The 17,024-nt window shown below is 53.5% G+C and carries 15 protein-coding genes and 1 pseudogene; 3 read left to right on the forward strand and 13 right to left on the reverse strand.

Features of this window, described 5'->3' with window-relative positions; genetic code table 11:
* The first annotated feature begins 73 nt into the window (after positions 1-73).
* The 3 genes and pseudogenes from AC0IXI_RS22765 (at position 74) to fabV (ending at position 3,138) form a co-directional block, all read left to right on the forward strand.
* Positions 74-1,078: a dihydroxyacetone kinase subunit DhaK gene (locus AC0IXI_RS22765; RefSeq protein ID WP_471683149.1), complete on the forward strand. Its 1,005-nt coding sequence runs from the start codon at positions 74-76 to the stop codon at positions 1,076-1,078.
* Position 1,079: 1 nt separating this feature from the next.
* Complete coding sequence (dhaL, locus tag AC0IXI_RS22770; RefSeq protein WP_422569761.1) at positions 1,080-1,709, forward strand: dihydroxyacetone kinase subunit DhaL; 630 nt, start codon at positions 1,080-1,082, stop codon at positions 1,707-1,709.
* A gap of 236 nt (positions 1,710-1,945) precedes the next feature.
* Positions 1,946-3,138: pseudogene (gene fabV / locus AC0IXI_RS22775) on the forward strand (enoyl-ACP reductase FabV).
* 72 nt (positions 3,139-3,210) lie between these two features.
* On the opposite strand, the gene AC0IXI_RS22780 reads toward fabV, so the two are convergent.
* The 13 genes from AC0IXI_RS22780 to ilvG all read right to left on the reverse strand — a co-directional run bounded on the left by AC0IXI_RS22780 (position 3,211) and on the right by ilvG (position 16,909).
* Positions 3,211-3,477: an HPr family phosphocarrier protein gene (locus tag AC0IXI_RS22780; RefSeq protein ID WP_471683150.1), complete on the reverse strand. Its 267-nt coding sequence runs from the start codon at positions 3,475-3,477 to the stop codon at positions 3,211-3,213.
* Between the two features lie 16 nt (positions 3,478-3,493).
* Positions 3,494-4,135, reverse strand: coding sequence for a dihydroxyacetone kinase family protein (locus AC0IXI_RS22785; protein WP_471683151.1), 642 nt, complete (start codon positions 4,133-4,135; stop codon positions 3,494-3,496).
* Between the two features lie 9 nt (positions 4,136-4,144).
* Positions 4,145-5,155, reverse strand: coding sequence for a dihydroxyacetone kinase subunit DhaK (locus tag AC0IXI_RS22790; RefSeq protein ID WP_471683152.1), 1,011 nt, complete (start codon positions 5,153-5,155; stop codon positions 4,145-4,147).
* A gap of 45 nt (positions 5,156-5,200) precedes the next feature.
* Positions 5,201-5,863: a class II aldolase/adducin family protein gene (locus AC0IXI_RS22795; RefSeq protein ID WP_471683153.1), complete on the reverse strand. Its 663-nt coding sequence runs from the start codon at positions 5,861-5,863 to the stop codon at positions 5,201-5,203.
* Between the two features lie 103 nt (positions 5,864-5,966).
* Positions 5,967-8,030 carry a BglG family transcription antiterminator gene (locus AC0IXI_RS22800; protein ID WP_471683154.1) on the reverse strand — a complete coding sequence of 688 codons (2,064 nt, stop codon included), beginning with the start codon at positions 8,028-8,030 and terminating at the stop codon, positions 5,967-5,969.
* Between the two features lie 68 nt (positions 8,031-8,098).
* Positions 8,099-9,502, reverse strand: coding sequence for a PTS galactitol transporter subunit IIC (locus AC0IXI_RS22805; RefSeq protein ID WP_422569756.1), 1,404 nt, complete (start codon positions 9,500-9,502; stop codon positions 8,099-8,101).
* Positions 9,503-9,547: 45 nt separating this feature from the next.
* Positions 9,548-9,826: a PTS sugar transporter subunit IIB gene (locus AC0IXI_RS22810; RefSeq protein ID WP_035896401.1), complete on the reverse strand. Its 279-nt coding sequence runs from the start codon at positions 9,824-9,826 to the stop codon at positions 9,548-9,550.
* 1 nt (position 9,827) lies between these two features.
* Positions 9,828-10,220 carry a PTS sugar transporter subunit IIA gene (locus AC0IXI_RS22815; RefSeq protein WP_471683155.1) on the reverse strand — a complete coding sequence of 131 codons (393 nt, stop codon included), beginning with the start codon at positions 10,218-10,220 and terminating at the stop codon, positions 9,828-9,830.
* A gap of 377 nt (positions 10,221-10,597) precedes the next feature.
* Positions 10,598-12,142, reverse strand: a complete 1,545-nt coding sequence (ilvA, locus tag AC0IXI_RS22820; RefSeq protein WP_471683156.1) for a threonine ammonia-lyase, biosynthetic — start codon at positions 12,140-12,142, stop codon at positions 10,598-10,600.
* 2 nt (positions 12,143-12,144) lie between these two features.
* Positions 12,145-13,995, reverse strand: coding sequence for a dihydroxy-acid dehydratase (gene ilvD, locus AC0IXI_RS22825; protein WP_064561582.1), 1,851 nt, complete (start codon positions 13,993-13,995; stop codon positions 12,145-12,147).
* 61 nt (positions 13,996-14,056) lie between these two features.
* A complete protein-coding gene (locus tag AC0IXI_RS22830; protein WP_064515144.1) occupies positions 14,057-14,989 on the reverse strand; it encodes a branched-chain amino acid transaminase in 933 nt (310 codons plus the stop codon).
* 19 nt (positions 14,990-15,008) lie between these two features.
* Positions 15,009-15,266, reverse strand: a complete 258-nt coding sequence (ilvM, locus tag AC0IXI_RS22835; protein WP_034492255.1) for an acetolactate synthase 2 small subunit — start codon at positions 15,264-15,266, stop codon at positions 15,009-15,011.
* The gene (gene ilvG, locus AC0IXI_RS22840) at positions 15,263-16,909 is read right to left on the reverse strand and encodes an acetolactate synthase 2 catalytic subunit (RefSeq protein WP_064515140.1); all 1,647 of its coding nucleotides are present in this window, start codon (positions 16,907-16,909) and stop codon (positions 15,263-15,265) included. The genes ilvM and ilvG overlap by 4 nt, the downstream gene beginning before the upstream one ends.
* Positions 16,910-17,024 lie beyond the last annotated feature (115 nt).

A 17,024-nucleotide genomic window follows, 5' to 3' on the forward strand; every position in this document is an offset into this window, starting at 1 on the left:
GGTGCCAGGTGTAAACGGGCTCCGCAGGTAAAATCGTCACTAAAGAAACAGGACCTTACGAGAGGGAGTGACGATGCAAAAACCCAAAAAGATCTTCAATAACACCGATAATATTCGTAGCGAAATCATGGAAGGGCTGGTGTACGCGGGGCGCGGTAAGATCCACGCCCTGCCGGAGTATTGCGCGGTTTATCGTACGCTAGCGCAAAACGGCCAGAGCGTTATCGTCAGCGGCGGTGGCAGCGGCCATGAACCGACGCTTGCCGGGTTCGTCGGCGAAGGCGGCATCGATGCCTGCGCGCTGGGCGAAGTCTTCACCTCCCCCTCTCCCGACCAAATCATTGAAGCCAGCCGTGCCGTTCATCAGGGCAACGGCGTGATGTTCCTCTACGGCAACTACTCCGGCGATGGCATGAACTTTGATATCGCTGCTGAAATCCTTGCTGAAGAAGGGATCGAGTGCCGCACCGTGCGCTCCACGGATGATATTGCCTCGGCACCGCCGGAAAGAATGTCCGACCGCCGCGGCGTGGGCGGGCTAGCGTTTTTGTACAAGCTGACTGGCGCCGCAGCCCAGTTTGAGCACTACGCCCTGCCAGAGTTGGAAGCGCTGGCAAAAAAAGCCAACCATAACACCCGCACCATTGGCGTCGCGCTCAGCGGTTGCGCGCTGCCGCAGGCCGATGCCTTTAACTTCACGCTGGCCGATAACGAAATCGAGCTGGGCATTGGCATCCACGGTGAACCAGGGCTGTGTCGTATTCCGATGCCACAGAGCGATGAGCTGGTCGAGATGATGATTGAACGCCTGTGCAACGACCTGCCTTTCGCGAAGGGCGACAGCGTGTGCGTGTGCGTCAACAACCTCGGTGCACTAAGCAACACCGAACTAATGGTGGTCACCCGTAAAGTCGGCATGGCGCTGACGGCGCGGGGAATCAAAACCTACGACGTGCAGGTTGGCCATTTCTGTACCTCGCTGGAAATGTCCGGTTTTTCCCTGAGCATGCTGCGGCTGGACGACGAAATGCAGCGACTGTATGACCACCCAATCCGCACCCTCGGCTGGAGAAACTAAGATGAACACCACACAATTTATCGCCTGCCTGCGGTACGTCTCTGAGGGGATGATCGCCTGTGAACCACGACTGACCGTGCTCGATCAGGTCATTGGCGATGGCGACCACGGTATCGGCATTAAACGCGGCTTTATCGCGCTTAACGCACTGCTCGCCGCACCAGAATTTACCGCCACTGATATTGGTGACGCTCTGCTGCAAAGCGGTACTCGCCTGATGACCAGCATGGGCGGCGCGTCCGGGGCCATTTTCGGTACCCTTTTCCGCGCTGGGGGTAAAGGCCTGACTGGGCGCACTGAGCTGGATGCTGCCACCCTAGCCGAGTGGTTGGCGATCGGCATGAAGGCCATCCACCAGCGCGGTGGCGCCGAGCCGGGGGATAAAACGATGGTCGATGCGTTGGCCGTCGCCGCCGAATGCGCCAAAGCGGACGTAGCGCTAGCGCTGCCGGAAGCGCTTACCCACTGCGCGCAGGCGGCAATGGCAGGCGCAGAGGGCACCAGCGCGATGGTTGCGCGCTTTGGGCGCGCCAAAAATCTGGGTGAGCGGACCATTGGCCACTGCGACCCAGGCGCGGTGTCGATGGCGTTGATCCTGCAGTTTATGGCGGAATTTGCCCATCAGAACTAACCTGCAATAGCGCTCAACGTCCACAGGGGCCATGTTTACGCATGGCCCTTTTCTGGCCTGCGGTCCGGCGTCTGACGGCTATAATCAGTGGTAGATTCAGTATTGGCGCTCCTTTTCTGTATAATGTTGCGATCCATTGTAGTGGGGGGATTGTTAACCATGTCGTTAAACAAGCCAGAACAGACGGTGTCTTTGCGTACTTGACAGCGAAAATACAAACTCAATTAGCCATCATTATGATAATCAAACCAAAAATTCGTGGATTCATCTGTACAACGACCCATCCGACTGGCTGTAAAGTCAATGTGGAAAAACAGATCGAGTACGTTAAGCAAAACGGCAAAATCGAGAACGGTCCTTCCCGCGTGCTGGTGATCGGTGCTTCCACCGGTTACGGCCTTGCTTCCAGAATTTCCGCCGCCTTTGGCAGCGGTGCCGCCACTATCGGCGTATTTTTCGAAAAACCAGGCACGGACACCAAGCCAGGTTCCGCAGGCTGGTATAACTCTGCCGCCTTCGACGAAGCGGCCAAGCGTGAAGGTCTGTATTCCAAAGCATCAACGGCGACGCGTTCTCTGACGAATGCCGCGATGAAGTGATCAAACTCATCAAAGAAGACCTGGGTCAGATTGATCTGGTGGTTTACTCACTGGCTTCCCCAGTGCGTAAAATGCCGAAAACCGGTGAAGTCGTCCGTTCTGCGTTGAAGCCAATCGGCGAGGTTTACACCTCTAAAGCGATTGATACCAACAAAGATCAGATCATGACCGCCAGCATTGAGCCGGCAACCGAAGAAGAAGTTCAGAATACCGTTACCGTTATGGGCGGCGAAGACTGGGAACTGTGGATGGGCGCGCTGAGCGAAGCTGGCGTGCTGACTGAAGGCGTGAAAACCGTGGCCTACTCCTACATCGGTACCGACCTGACCTGGCCAATCTACTGGCACGGTGCGCTGGGTAAAGCGAAAGAAGACCTCGACCGTGCGGCGGTTGAACTGCGCAACCAACTGGCTCCGCTGAACGGTTCTGCCAACGTTGCGGTACTGAAGTCCGTCATCACCCAAGCGTCTTCCGCTATTCCAGTGATGCCACTGTACATCTCTATGGTCTTCAAGCTGATGAAAGCACAGGGGATTCACGAAGGTTGTAGCGAGCAGATCAACCGTCTGATAACTACCAGCCTGTACGGCGACAAAGTGGCGCTTGATGACAACCAGCGTATCCGTATGGATGACTGGGAACTGCGTGAAGACATTCAGCAGGCATGCCGCGACCTATGGCCGCTGATCACCACTGAAAACCTGGCGCAAGAAACCGACTATGCAGGCTACAAGCAGGAATTCCTGAACCTGTTCGGTTTTGGCCTCGACGGTGTGGACTACGACGCTGACGTGAACACCGAAGTTGAATTCGACGTGATCACGTTGTAATTTTTTGATGCTGCCGTAAAAAGGGTTCATGCTTACGCATGAACCCTTTTTTATTCGGCCTGAGATGCCTGGCTAATCGAAACCAAAGCCTTCAGCGAACAGCACCTTCAACTTCGCCATCGCCTCCTGCTCGTCGCTGCCGCTGCAGATGATCTCAAGCGATCCTCGGCCTTTGATCCCGGCCCCCAGGATACTCATGATGCTTTTTCCCTTGATGGTTTTGCCATCGTAGATCATCTCGATCCGCGACTGGTACTGCGCGCACGCCTTTGCCAGTACGCCCGCCGGGCGGGCATGAATACCGTGCAGGTTGCTGATTTTCAACACTTCTTTCAACATAATTGCGGTTCCTTACTTACTGCCCGTTTGCCGGGTACATAGCCTGAACGACGTTAAAATAGCCCTGAATCAGAAGCTGGGCGACCATCGCGCCTGGGTCGAAGAACGCACGGGATCGCTCGCCGTGGATAGCCGCACGCCCGTGCTTTGCCACCATCGTGGTGGTCTGCTGCGCACCCTGCTGTGCCGCTAACAACGCTTCCCGCGCCACGTTCAGCGGGTCGCCCTGACCACGCAGCACCACCAGCGCCGGAGCCATCCCATCAAGAAAGGTTTTTTCGCCCGGCTGCGCTTTGCCGCGCTGCTGTACGCCATCAAACCAGGACTGGAAAAAGTCGCCCACGTCCGGCAGCGTCATCGTCTCTCGCCCCTTAAAGACTTTTCCCGCCTGCATCAGGCCGGAAGCCATCAGCGTACCCATCGTTGAGGGCACTGCCGAGGCCATGGCTTTACCCGCCAGATAGAAAAACCGTCCCAGATCTGGTTCATCGCTATGCTGCGCATAGTCCGACGCCGCGGCAAAACCATCACTCATGGTGAGACCCAGATCGCCGTCGCCCACCACGCTGTCCAGTTCAGTCAGTACCGTTTTGTTGCCCTGCATCACCCGCGCCCACTCGGCAAAGAGCGGGCGTAAGCTCTCGCTGTTTAACGTCATAGCGCCTCCTTAGGCGGGAAACTGCCGAAACATCGGCGTGTCGGCCTGCGCGTTCAGCAGTGCCTTAAGCTCATCGTCTACCGGCATCAAGCTGATGGACATGCCGGTCATCTCCATCGCCGTGGCGAATTCCCCCACCCATACGCGGAAGACGCGGATGTTGCTCTGCGCCAGAATCTGGTGCACGTGGCGATACATCAGGTACAGCTCTTCCAGCGGCGTCGCACCGAGGCCGTTAATCAGCACCGCCACTTCATCGCCATGCTGGCAGGGAGAGTCGGCAATCAGCCAGGACATCATCTCTTCAGCAATATTTTCAGCTCTCAGCTGCGGCCCGCGGCGGATACCGCTTTCGCCATGGATACCCATGCCGATTTCCATCTCGTTGTCGCCAATATGGAATCCCGGCTTACCGATACGCGGCACGATGCACGGCGACAGCGCCACGCCCAGTGTCCGCACGCGTTCCCCGGCCTTCTGCGCGATACGCTGGACGGTGTCGAGGTCATCCATCCTGCCGGCCGATGCGCCAGCACATTTGTAGACGAAGAAAATCCCCGCCACGCCGCGTCGTGTGGTGGCACCGCCACCCGGCACGGAACCGGCAGAATCATCGGCGGCAACGACCGTGCAGGTCCGAATGTTGCTCTCCATGTCGGCCATTTCCGCCGCCATGTCAAAATTGAAGATATCGCCGTTGTAGTTGCCGTACAGGTACAGCACACCCGCACCGCTGTCTACCGCCTGCGTGACGGCCAGAATTTGCTCCGGCGACGGTGACTGGAACACATCGCCAATGGCGCAGCCGTCCAGCATGCCCTGCCCAACGTAACCGAGGAACAGCGGCAGGTGCCCGGAGCCGCCGCCGGTGACAATCCCCACCTTACCGGGCACCGGGCGCGCCGTGGCAAGGCAGTGCAGATCCTCATTCACAAAGCGGAACTCATCGGGGTGCGCCAGATAGATACCTTCCAGCATCTCTGGGATAAAATCCTCCGCCTGATTCAGAAATTTTTTCATGCGTTCTCTCCATGAATATCCCGCCCGAACGGGCGGGCGCGTCAATTAGCGGGCAAATTTGATCTGTGACGGGTAGGCCCAGCGCTGCAGCTCTTCCGGCGCAAAGGATTCAGGCTCCTTACCGCCGTTAATCACCAGCGCGTGGTAGTAAATCTGCGCCATCTCCTCCAGGTAAGCGGATTTCAGCACCGCTTCATACGGGTCTTTATCCACGCCGATTGCGCCATGTTTTTCCATCAGGATGGCATCGGCACGCTTGATAGGTTCGATCACGCTATCGGAAAGCGCCCGGGTGCCGGGGCGGCCATACGGCGCGATCGGGATCACCCCATCCTTGAGATTGAGAATGGCGCACTCGTACACCACCGCCGGGATGGGTTTATTCAGCACGGCAAAGGAGGTCGCGTAGAGAGAGTGCGTGTGGGAAATCGCGAACACGTCGGGACGCGCTTTATAAATCTCGATATGCATCAGGCATTCGCTGGTTGGGCGCAATCCCGCTTCGCTTTCAATCACGTTGGCTTCAACGTCCATCACCACGATCTCGCGCGGCGTTAAATGCATTTTGTCGATAGTGGTTGGGGTCACCAGAATAAGCCCCGTCTCTTTATCCCGTACGCTGGAATTACCCGCTTTATGTTTACAGAGTCCCCATTGCTGAGCGGTTCTGGCCATTTCAACGACGTGTTTTTTCTGAATTTCTAACATAATATTTATCCTGTATACGGTTATAGAGGCGAGCGATGTCGCGACAATGATTGCCGGGAAATAACGTTGCAGTTTTTAAGCTGCAATGGCGTTTAATTAATAATTACGAATGACGGGCAAATTCATTTATCAGTGCATATTCATCCTGTGCGCGGCGAATAACATTGCCGCCATCATAGAATTCGAGAAATTCATTTAATTGCGCGAGCGCCTTAAGATGCTTTTGCGGATTACTCGTTGCCAGGACGATAATAATATCGGCCTGCATATAACCGGCGAAATCAATCTTAGAGGGCAGGCGTAATAACGTCATCCCCGTTTCCAGCGCGCCATCATCGACACCCGCGTGGGCGATAATTACGCCGTCAGCCAGCATGATATAGGGCTGCTCATCGGCGATTTTATTTAGCATAATTTGCAGGTAGCGCGGTTCAATCACCCCATTTTCCAGCAGCGATGCTGAAGCTTCGGTAATCGCCTGCTGCCAGTCACCGGGCAGCGAAGTAGCAAACTGAACGTGTTCGCGCTGCAGTAAGTCCGTTAGCGATGGCGTCGGCGGGTCAATGCTACCCGCCGCTCTCGCGGCGCTGTTCTCATCATAGATGTAGCTGGCGAGCGCGCGCTGTAGCCCTTTGTGATCGATGATATTGCCGAAGCGTTCGAAGATAAGCAGCAACTGCTCAATCTGAATGATGTTCGGATCTACGCCCTGTAGCGCGCTGATCACATGATTACGGAACGCGCTTTTATGAATGCTGCTGATGGACGGATTCACCACAAACACCATCTTGCTGGTGTTCAGGTGCGTGGTCGAAAAGACCACGTCGTAGTGCCCGGTATAGCGTTCAAACTCGCGCCGTGACATCACTTCAGTAAAGTGCAGCTCCGGGAAAAGCACCTGCAACGTCAGGAACAGATAGGTAGAAATCGTGGCGCTGTTTTCGCACACCACCACCGCCGTTTTCTGTAGTTTAATCTGATGGATAACCCCTTCACGGGTCAGCCAACCGCCAAAGAGCACCGTCAAAAACGCCATCTCTTCATCGGGGATTTCGCAGTGCAGCACCGTCTCGAACGGCACGGCCGCACGGCGAACCATCTCGTGCAGATGGCTGAACTCTTTCACCACCAGATCGTAAACGCTGCTGGTATTGGTCAGATGATAGCGAATACGGTAATAGGCCGGCTTCCAGTGCTGATAGATTTTTTCAATCAGCTCATTTTTCTCTTTGATAGTGACGCAGCTTATTTTCTCAAAGTTGTCGACTACCGCCACCACGCTTTCAAGCAGCAGCGTATCCAGGTGGAAATATTTATCGGCAATACTTTGAATATTGGAACTTTGGATCAGTGCCGTCAGGAAAACCAGTTCATTTTCACTATTGATATTGATTTTACTGATAACGCTCTGCATCAGGGTAAATTCTCTGCTGCTAATAATATCGGCGTAGCTACTCGGAATATTGACCAGACCTTTCCCTGAATCAATACGGTGCAGGACAAAGCAGATAAAATAAATAAGCTCCTGAAGCTGACGGTCGGTAAACTGAATTTTAAAACGCTTTTCAATTTCGCTAAAAACGTTGCCGACCTTTTCCAGATAGTCACTCATCACGTTGTTGTAGTGGGCGAGGATATTTTTTGCGACCGGAATTTCCAGCACCCGACGTAAACAGTTAAGCAGCAGGTAGCGTTTTTCCAGCTCCTCACCAAGAATATGGTAGCCGTTGCTCCGGTCGTAGCTTATCTCTAGCCCGTGCTCGATAACCTCAGCTCGTACCTTTTTCAGGTCATTGACAATCGTATTCTGGCTAACGCTCAGCGAAGAGTAGAGATGCAGCAATGACAGTCGTTCACTGCGGGTCAGCAACATAAAGATAATCATCTGCCCACGTTCTTCTTCCGAGTAGAGATAGCGATGCTCGGTTTCAGAGGTCTGATTCTGGCGAAAATGCTCAATCACATGGCGCGGGATATGCAGCTTCCCAGTTTTCAGGCGGTTGATCCGGTCGAAGTGGTTCGACTCCAGGTAGTCATTCACCTTTTTCAGCGTATAGCTCAGCTGTTTGCGCGTCAGGCAAAACTGCTCTTCAAGCTTCGTCCCCGTAATGCCGGAATCGTTCACAATGGCATCCAGCACTGCAACCACGCGTTTATCCATAGCCATGCCGACTCTCCTGCAATGTAAAGCCTGGCGGCGGCGCCTGCCGCCAGACACGAACATGAAACCCAGAATTACGCCTGCTGAACCTTTTCCTGCTGCTCGGCTTCCTGCTGTGCCAGATTGCTTTCACGACGCAGTTCGCGGGAGTAGAAGAAGTAGCCGCAGCCCCACCACAGCGCGAAGATCAGCGGGATAAAGTTGCCTTCCAGGAATTTGAACAGGAAAGAGAAGGCATAGGTGAAGACAGGCGCATCAATCGAGCTGTTCGAAATCAGCTGCCCTGCCGGGATGGTGATCGCTTTAGTGGCCAGACCGAGGTCGGTAATCATTGGCGCAAACTGAGTGCCAACGAACAGGAAAAACGGTACGCCAATAATGCTCAGGATAACCATGCGCAGCGTGTTACCGCGCGTCACCAGATAGGCCGGAACAATCAGCGCAATATTAATGATGCCAGCAAACGGCAGGATCTTATTTCCCGGCAGAATCAGCGCCCACAGCAGGGTGAACGGGATGGCAACGATAATGGCAAACCAGATCTCGCTTGCACCGCCCATAAACGGCCAGTCGATACCCACGAACAGCTTACGACCGGAGAATTTCTTATTCATATAGTCGCTGATGGCCTCAGAGATCGGCGACAGCGCCTGCATGAAGAGCTTTGAAATCATCGGGAACAGCACCAGCGCCGTTGAGGCCTGCACACCCAGCATCAGCGTTTTCGCAACGCTGTAGCCCGCAATCACCCCAAACAGGATCCCCAGAATAAAACCAATGATGTGGTTTTCAGCAAAGACCCCGACTTTAGCGCGCAGCGCGCTGGCATCCATCGGCTTATTGCAGACCGGAATTTTGCGCAGCAGCAGATCGAACGGGTAATAGATGGCACCAAAGAAAACCATACGGTGCGTACAGGTCACCCCCGGGATCCCCGTGAGCCTCTCGATACGATGCTGGTGAATATCCCCCGCGTTCAGTTCCATAATGATCTGGAAAGCGGCAACGAGGAACGCAAGTACCAGACTCCAGACCGGGCCAAACAATGGGGTGGTGACGCTCACCACGATAAACGCGGTAAAGATTTTCCCCCACACGTTCCAGAGGTCGGCGTTGAAGGTATTGGTCTTGTTCAGCATCAACATCACAATGTTTACGCCAACCTGAAGCGGGAACATGGCGAACGCATAAGGCCAGGCCCAGGAGATATTCGCCATCGTCGTCCAGCCGCCGTCGACGATACTTAGCTCAAGGCCAGTACGGTTCATCATGGTCTGCGCGGCAACACCGATGGCATCAACCATAAAGCCAATCAGCATGCTCATCCCAACGAAGGCGACGCCCAGCGTGATGGCCGCCGAGGCCGCATCGCGGAATTTCATCCGCACCACCAGCCCGGCTAATAGCATAATAAAGGGCACAAAAACCGGCGCGCCTAAATTCAGAATATAATTTATGACTACACCAAGAAAGTCCATAGCACTTCTCCACTAAAATAATTATACGGATTAAAGAGCTACAACTTATTTGCAGGCATCAATAACTTTTTGTAATTCCTGCTCCATTCCCATGCCGGTCAGAAAGGCAATCCCATTAATTACCGGGATAGGATATTGCTTATCAACTTTGGTAATGGCGATATAAGCCGCGCTGTCTTTTATATGGCTATCAAGCGATTTCAGATCGATGACTTCAACTTTGATATGCGACTGCTGACGTTCATTCAATAAGCGGGTCACTTTACTGGCAACAGTTTGTGAGGTAGCAACGCCGCTTCCACATGCAACAATGACTTTTTTCATCTTATATATCCTTATCTAATTGCAGTCTTGATGTGAGGGTACAGAGAAAGGTTTCTACATCGTCTATTTCGCGTAGGGCCTGGACAACCTCTTCATCCGCAAGGCAGTCCATGAGCTTTTGCAGCGCGGTTAGGTGGCTGCCGTGGTCAATAAAACCAAGTAAAACAATAAAATGAACGTAAAGCGTGTTGTCATCATTACCCATTTCCTGCCAGGCAATGGGGGTAGACAGCCGCGTAACGGAGATAAAGGGGCGAATAACGTGCTGAGGATCGGTATGAGGAAGCGCGATGGCCACCGGCAGCGTTGGCAGCGCGGTAGGGTACGCCTTTTCACGGGCGATGATGGCGTCAAGAAAAGAGTCCCGGACGTAGCCTTGCTCTTTAAGCAGCAAAAATATCGAAGAAAAAAGTCAGTGGAATTATTATAATGTTTATCCAGAAATGTGAGCTGAGGTGTAAAATATTCACATCCTTGCGCACTTTCATTCGGGGCATCAATTATATCCGCTCTCATCCGAATATCCTCTCTAACCGCTAAGAATTAACTAGAGATAATGTTAATTCAGGAGCAGCAAGCGGGCGACAAATATTGCCCCCAAAAGATGTACTCAGGCTGGCGCAATGCGGTGAGCATTTTATTATTAATTACGTCACATTTTTATCTTTGAGATTCGTTGACAGAGAAATAATTCGGCGGATTATGAAAAATAAAGCGGAAAAAGGAAAGCGGGAGATAACCCAGACAGGTTATCTCCCGCTTTAAGCGGCACTAACCCGCGAGGAAAAAGCGGAACGCGGGGTTATTTGTCTCGTTATGACAATCGTAGCCCAGCTCATTGAGTCGGGTTTCAAAATCCGGCTCATTGTCGCCCAGTTCGAACGCCGCCAGTACGCGGCCATAATCTGTACCGTGGCTGCGGTAATGGAACAGTGAAATATTCCAGTGCGTGCCGAGCGTTTGCAGGAATTTCAGCAAAGCACCCGGTGATTCTGGGAATTCAAAACTGTACAGCCGCTCAAGCAGTGGTTTAGACGGACGCCCGCCCACCATGTAACGCACGTGCAGTTTCGCCATTTCGTCATCAGACAAATCGACTACACCGTAACCACCTTCGTTAAGTAGCTCGATGATTTCGCGGCGTTCTTCCAAACCACGAGTCAAACGGACACCGACGAAGATGCAGGCTTCCGCCGAGCTGGAATAACGGTAATTAAACTCAGTGACCGAACGCCCACCGAGTACCTGGCAAAATTTCAGGAAGCTGCCTTGCTGCTCAGGAATGGTGACCGCCAGCAGTGCTTCACGTTGTTCGCCCAGTTCGCAGCGCTCAGAAACGTAGCGCAGGCCATGGAAGTTAACGTTCGCACCAGAAAGAACATGTGCAAGGCGCTCACCACGAATCTGGTGCTGCTGGATATATTTTTTCATCCCCGCAAGCGCCAGAGCGCCAGACGGTTCAGCGACCGCGCGAACATCTTCGAATAAATCTTTCATCGCAGCACAGATAGCATCGCTATCAACCGTGATGATGTCGTCGAGATATTCCTGACACAAACGGAATGTTTCATCGCCGATACGCTTAACCGCAACACCTTCAGCAAACAAACCGACGCGCGCCAAATCAACCGGCTTGCCCGCATCGAGTGCCGCTTTCAAACAGGCAGAATCTTCCGCTTCAACGGCGATCACTTTGATTTGCGGCATCAGCTGTTTGATAAGCACCGCCACACCCGCTGCCAGACCACCGCCACCGACCGGAACAAAAATGCGGTCGATATGCGCATCTTGCTGCAGCAGTTCCAGCGCCAGCGTGCCCTGCCCGGCAATGACTGCCGGGTGGTCGAACGGAGGCACATAGGTGAACCCCTGTTGCTGCGAAAGCTCTATTGCACGCCCTTTCGCCTCATCAAAGTTCGCGCCGTACAGCAATACTTCGCCACCAAACGCGCGGACCGCATCCACTTTGATATCCGCCGTAGTCACGGGCATGACAATCAGAGACTTGATGCCTAAACGCGTTGAAGAAAGCGCAACACCTTGAGCGTGGTTTCCCGCAGAAGCGGTAATCACACCACTGGCTTTTTGTTCGCTGTTCAGCCCGGCAATCATCGCGTATGCGCCACGCAGTTTGAAACTGTGCACGGGCTGGCGGTCTTCACGTTTTACCAGAATGACGTTATCCAGACGTGACGACAGTTTTTCCATCTTCTGCAATGGGGTCACTTGCGCGACTTCGTAAACCGGAGCACGCAGAACGGCTCTCAGATATTCCGCCCCACAAGGGGCGTCAGGTAGTGGTTGTGACTCGGCCATCATTAGCCTCCAAGCTTACTTTTATCGCGCACCGCGCCCTTATCGGCACTGGTGGCAAGCATTGCGTAAGCGCGCAGAGCGAAGGAGACCTGCCGTTCACGCGCACGTGGCGTCCAGGCTTTGTCACCGCGAGCTTCTTGCGCTTCACGACGAGCGGCCATTTCCTGATCGCTCAGTTGCAGTTGGATCCCACGGTTCGGGATATCAATCGCAATCATGTCGCCATCTTCAATCAGCGCGATATTGCCACCGCTTGCTGCTTCCGGAGAAACGTGGCCGATAGAAAGACCGGAAGTACCGCCGGAGAAGCGCCCATCGGTAACCAGGGCACACGCTTTGCCCAGACCCATAGATTTCAGGAAGGTTGTTGGGTAAAGCATTTCTTGCATGCCCGGCCCGCCTTTTGGCCCTTCGTAACGAATAACAACAACGTCGCCCGCTACCACTTTGCCACCAAGGATTGCCTCAACCGCATCATCCTGGCTTTCATAAACTTTTGCAGGCCCGCGGAACACCAGGCTTTCATCGTCTACGCCAGCCGTTTTCACGATACAGCCGTTTTCGGCGAAGTTACCGTACAGAACAGCCAAACCACCTTCCTGGCTGTATGCATGTTCCTTCGAGCGGATACAACCGTTTTGACGGTCAACATCCAGAGAATCCCAGCGGCAAGATTGTGAGAATGCTTTCGTGGTACGAATACCGGCCGGGCCTGCGGAGAACATGCTTTTCACGCTTTCGTCTTTGGTCAGCATGACATCGTACTGTTCCAGCGTTTGCGTCAGGTTCAGACCCAGAACGTTTTTCACATTACGATGCAGCAAGCCACCTCGATCCAGCTCGCCCAAAATACCGATTACGCCACCCGCACGGTGCACATCTTCCATATGGTATTTCTGGGTACTCGGTGCGACTTTACACAGCTGTGGGACTTTACGAGACAACTGGTCGATATCGGTCATGGTGAAATCGAGTTCTGCTTCCTGAGCTGCAGCGAGTAAGTGCAGAACTGTGTTTGTTGAACCGCCCATCGCAACATCCAGCGTCATGGCGTTCTCAAACGCTTCTTTGCTGGCGATGCTACGTGGCAGAGCACTTTCGTCATCCTGCTCGTAATAACGTTTGGTCAAGGCGACGATGCGTTTACCGGCATTCAGGAACAGCTCTTTGCGATCTGAGTGCGTTGCCAGCAGAGAACCGTTACCCGGCTGGGATAAGCCCAGCGCTTCGGTCAGACAGTTCATGGAGTTCGCGGTGAACATACCGGAGCAGGAGCCGCAGGTCGGGCAGGCTGAACGTTCTACCTGCTCGCTTTGCTCGTCACTCACTTTCGGGTCAGCGCCCTGAATCATCGCATCAACCAGGTCGAGTTTGATGATTTGGTCTGAGAGTTTGGTTTTCCCGGCTTCCATCGGGCCGCCGGAAACAAAAATAACCGGAATGTTCAGGCGCAAAGAGGCCATCAACATCCCTGGGGTGATTTTGTCGCAGTTGGAGATACAAACCATCGCGTCGGCGCAGTGCGCGTTCACCATGTATTCAACGGAGTCAGCGATAAGCTCGCGTGACGGCAGAGAATAAAGCATGCCGCCGTGGCCCATGGCGATACCATCATCCACCGCGATGGTGTTGAACTCTTTCGCCACACCGCCAGATGCTTCGATTTGTTCGGCAACCAGTTTACCCAAATCGCGCAGGTGAACGTGGCCTGGCACGAACTGAGTAAAGGAGTTAACTACCGCAATAATTGGCTTGCCGAAATCATCATCGGTCATCCCGGTTGCGCGCCACAATGCGCGGGCACCCGCCATATTACGGCCATGGGTGGTAGTGGCTGAACGGTACTTAGGCATGCTTATTTACTCCAGTCTGTCTGTCGAGGGGACGGTCATCACCATCCACCTGGTTATTTTTTTACTTAGGGTTGACCTGATCTAACCAGCCCCATTTGTCTTCGGTTTCGCCAGTGAACAGGCCAAAGAATGCCTGTTGAATGCGTTTAGTGATCGGGCCACAACGACCTTCACCTACCTGAATGCGGTCTACGCTACGGACTGGCGTAATTTCAGCGGCGGTACCCGACATAAATACTTCGTCCGCCAGGTAGAGTGATTCGCGAGACAACACTTGCTCACGCACTTCGATACCCAAGTCTTTAGCCAGAGTGATAATGGCATCACGGGTAATGCCCGGCAGCGCGGAAGAGGTGAACGGAGGGGTAAACAGAATGCCATCTTTCACTTCAAACAGGTTTTCGCCCGCACCTTCTGACAAGTAACCGTTCACATCCAGCGCGATACCTTCCTGATAACCGTGGCGGCGCGCTTCGCTGCCAACCAGCAAGGAAGAAAGGTAGTTACCACCGGCTTTCGCTGCTGTTGGAATGGTGTTTGGTGCCACACGGTTCCATGAGGAAACCATTGCGTCGATCCCTTGATCCAGCGCTTCTGCGCCGAGGTATGCACCCCATGGGAAGGCTGCGATGATCACATCAGTGGTGTAACCGTCTGGCGGGTTAACGCCCATACCGACGTCACCCACAAACACCAGCGGGCGGATATATGCGCTGGTCAGGTTATTTTTACGGATAACAGAACGGCAAGCTTCCATCAGCTCATCAACACTTTGTGATACAGGGAAACGATAGATTTTTGCTGAATCACGCAAACGCTGCATGTGTTCACGATGGCGGAACACCACTGGACCAATGTGAGATTCATAGCAACGGATACCTTCAAAGACCGATGTGCCGTAATGCAGCGCATGGGACATTACATGGACCTTTGCTTCGCCCCACGGCGTCATCTCACCATTGAACCAGATGTAATCAGCTTTCTTCGTCGTCATTGTTCTCTTCCTTCTGCGCTCAGGCGCGGATTTGTTGTGTTGTTTGTTGCTGGATTTCGACGCGACCAACGTCCACCAGTTTGCTTAATTGACTAAACAGTAATTCGACTGGGCGCAGACTGGCAACGGTCAATTCAATATTAATATCGTCAGTATTCCCCAGCGTGACCATGTTCATAGAACACACCTGAAAACCGCGATGGCGCACGACGCGTAACACGCGCTCCAGCGTTTCTGGACGAAAACGGGCCGTTACTGCGAGCTGATGTTGCATCATGATAATTTCTCCAGCATTTGTGAGTTACTGGCACCTGGTGGCACCAACGGCCAGACGTTTTCGTACTCATCTATCGAGACGTGAAGCATGTATGGGCCATCGCTATTGAGCATCGTGTCGATGGCGGCTTCTACCTGGTCTTTACGAGTGATGTGTTGGCCTGGGATACCGAAGGCACTGGCCAGCATGAGGAAATCGGGGTTATCGGAGAGGTTGGTTTCGCTATAACGTTCTGAGAAAAACATCTGCTGCCACTGGCGTACCATTCCTAAACGTTGGTTATCCAGTAAAACGATTTTGAGCGGTAGCTGTTTTCGTTTTACGGTGCCCAGCTCCTGAACGTTCATCATGAAGGAGCCGTCACCCGAGATACAGATAACCGTATCGTTCGGCCGGGCTACCTGTGCGCCTACAGCTGCGGGCAGACCAAAGCCCATCGTTCCCAGGCCACTGGAAGTGATAAAATTTTCCGGGCGGGTAAATGACATATGCTGGGCTGTCCACATCTGGTGCTGGCCGACATCGGTAGTCACAACACATTCCTGCGGCTTACGGTCAGAGATTTGTTTCAGCAATAACGGGGCAAAAATGGCTTCACCGGGATGATCATAGCGCCATGGGTTTGCTGCCCGTAAAGTGGCAACTTCTTGCTGCCATTCAACGATATCCAGCGGTTGTTGCAGCGCCTGTAATAATTGGGCTAAATCCCCCTGCAACCCAACATGGGCCTGACGCAATTTACCCAGCTCTGCCGGGTCGATATCCATATGAATCACTTTCGCGTGGGGGGCAAAGGTATTCAGCTTGCCGGTAACACGGTCGTCAAAACGTGCGCCAACGGCAATCAGCAAGTCGCACTCTTGCACCGCAAGGTTAGCCGCTTTTGTGCCGTGCATTCCCAACATGCCGGTATAAAACGGGTTTTCTGCCGGAACCGCGCCCAAGCCTTTCAGCGTGACAGTAGAAGGCATATTGGTGACAGCGATAAACTCACGCAATGCCGGAACCGCCTGAGCCATGCCCACTCCGCCACCGACATACAACATCGGTTTGCGGGCATTCGCTATCATTTCGCGTGCCTGTTGCAGCTCGGCGTGCGGCATTTCAAAATCATCTTCAACAGTCGATAACCACGGCTCCAGATCGCCTTGTGCTAATTGAATATCCTTAGGGATATCCACCAACACGGGACCCGGACGGCCAGAGTTTGCAATTTCAAAGGCTTCTGCAAGGACGCGAGGTAAATCATCGAATGATTCAACAAGGAAACTGTGCTTGGTACATGCGAGGGACAAACCTAAAACATCCACTTCCTGAAATGCGTCAGTGCCAATCAGCGGAGCGGCTACCTGGCCTGTGATTGCAACAACGGGAACGGAATCTAACAGCGCATCGGCAAGGCCTGTTATCAAGTTGGTTGCGCCCGGCCCGGAAGTCGCGATGCAAACGCCTGTTTTTCCTGTAGAACGAGCATAACCAATGGCTGCCATTGCTGCGCCTTGCTCATGGCGGCAGAGCAAATGTTCGACCCCTCCGTCATACAGTGCATCGTAGACTGGCATGATTGCGCCGCCCGGATAGCCGAAAACTGTCTCTACACCCTGCGCTCGCAACGCATGTACCACCCACTGTGCACCATTCATAGTTAGTTCCCCGTCGCATTATCGGAGAAACAGCATTTTATTCTGTAACGCATCATCTGTTTCTCTCCGAGTTTCTTTGCCCAACAAAAAACCCCCGGACCTTTCGGTGCGGGGG

The sequence above is a fragment of the Buttiauxella sp. AC038 genome, assembly GCF_979253565.1.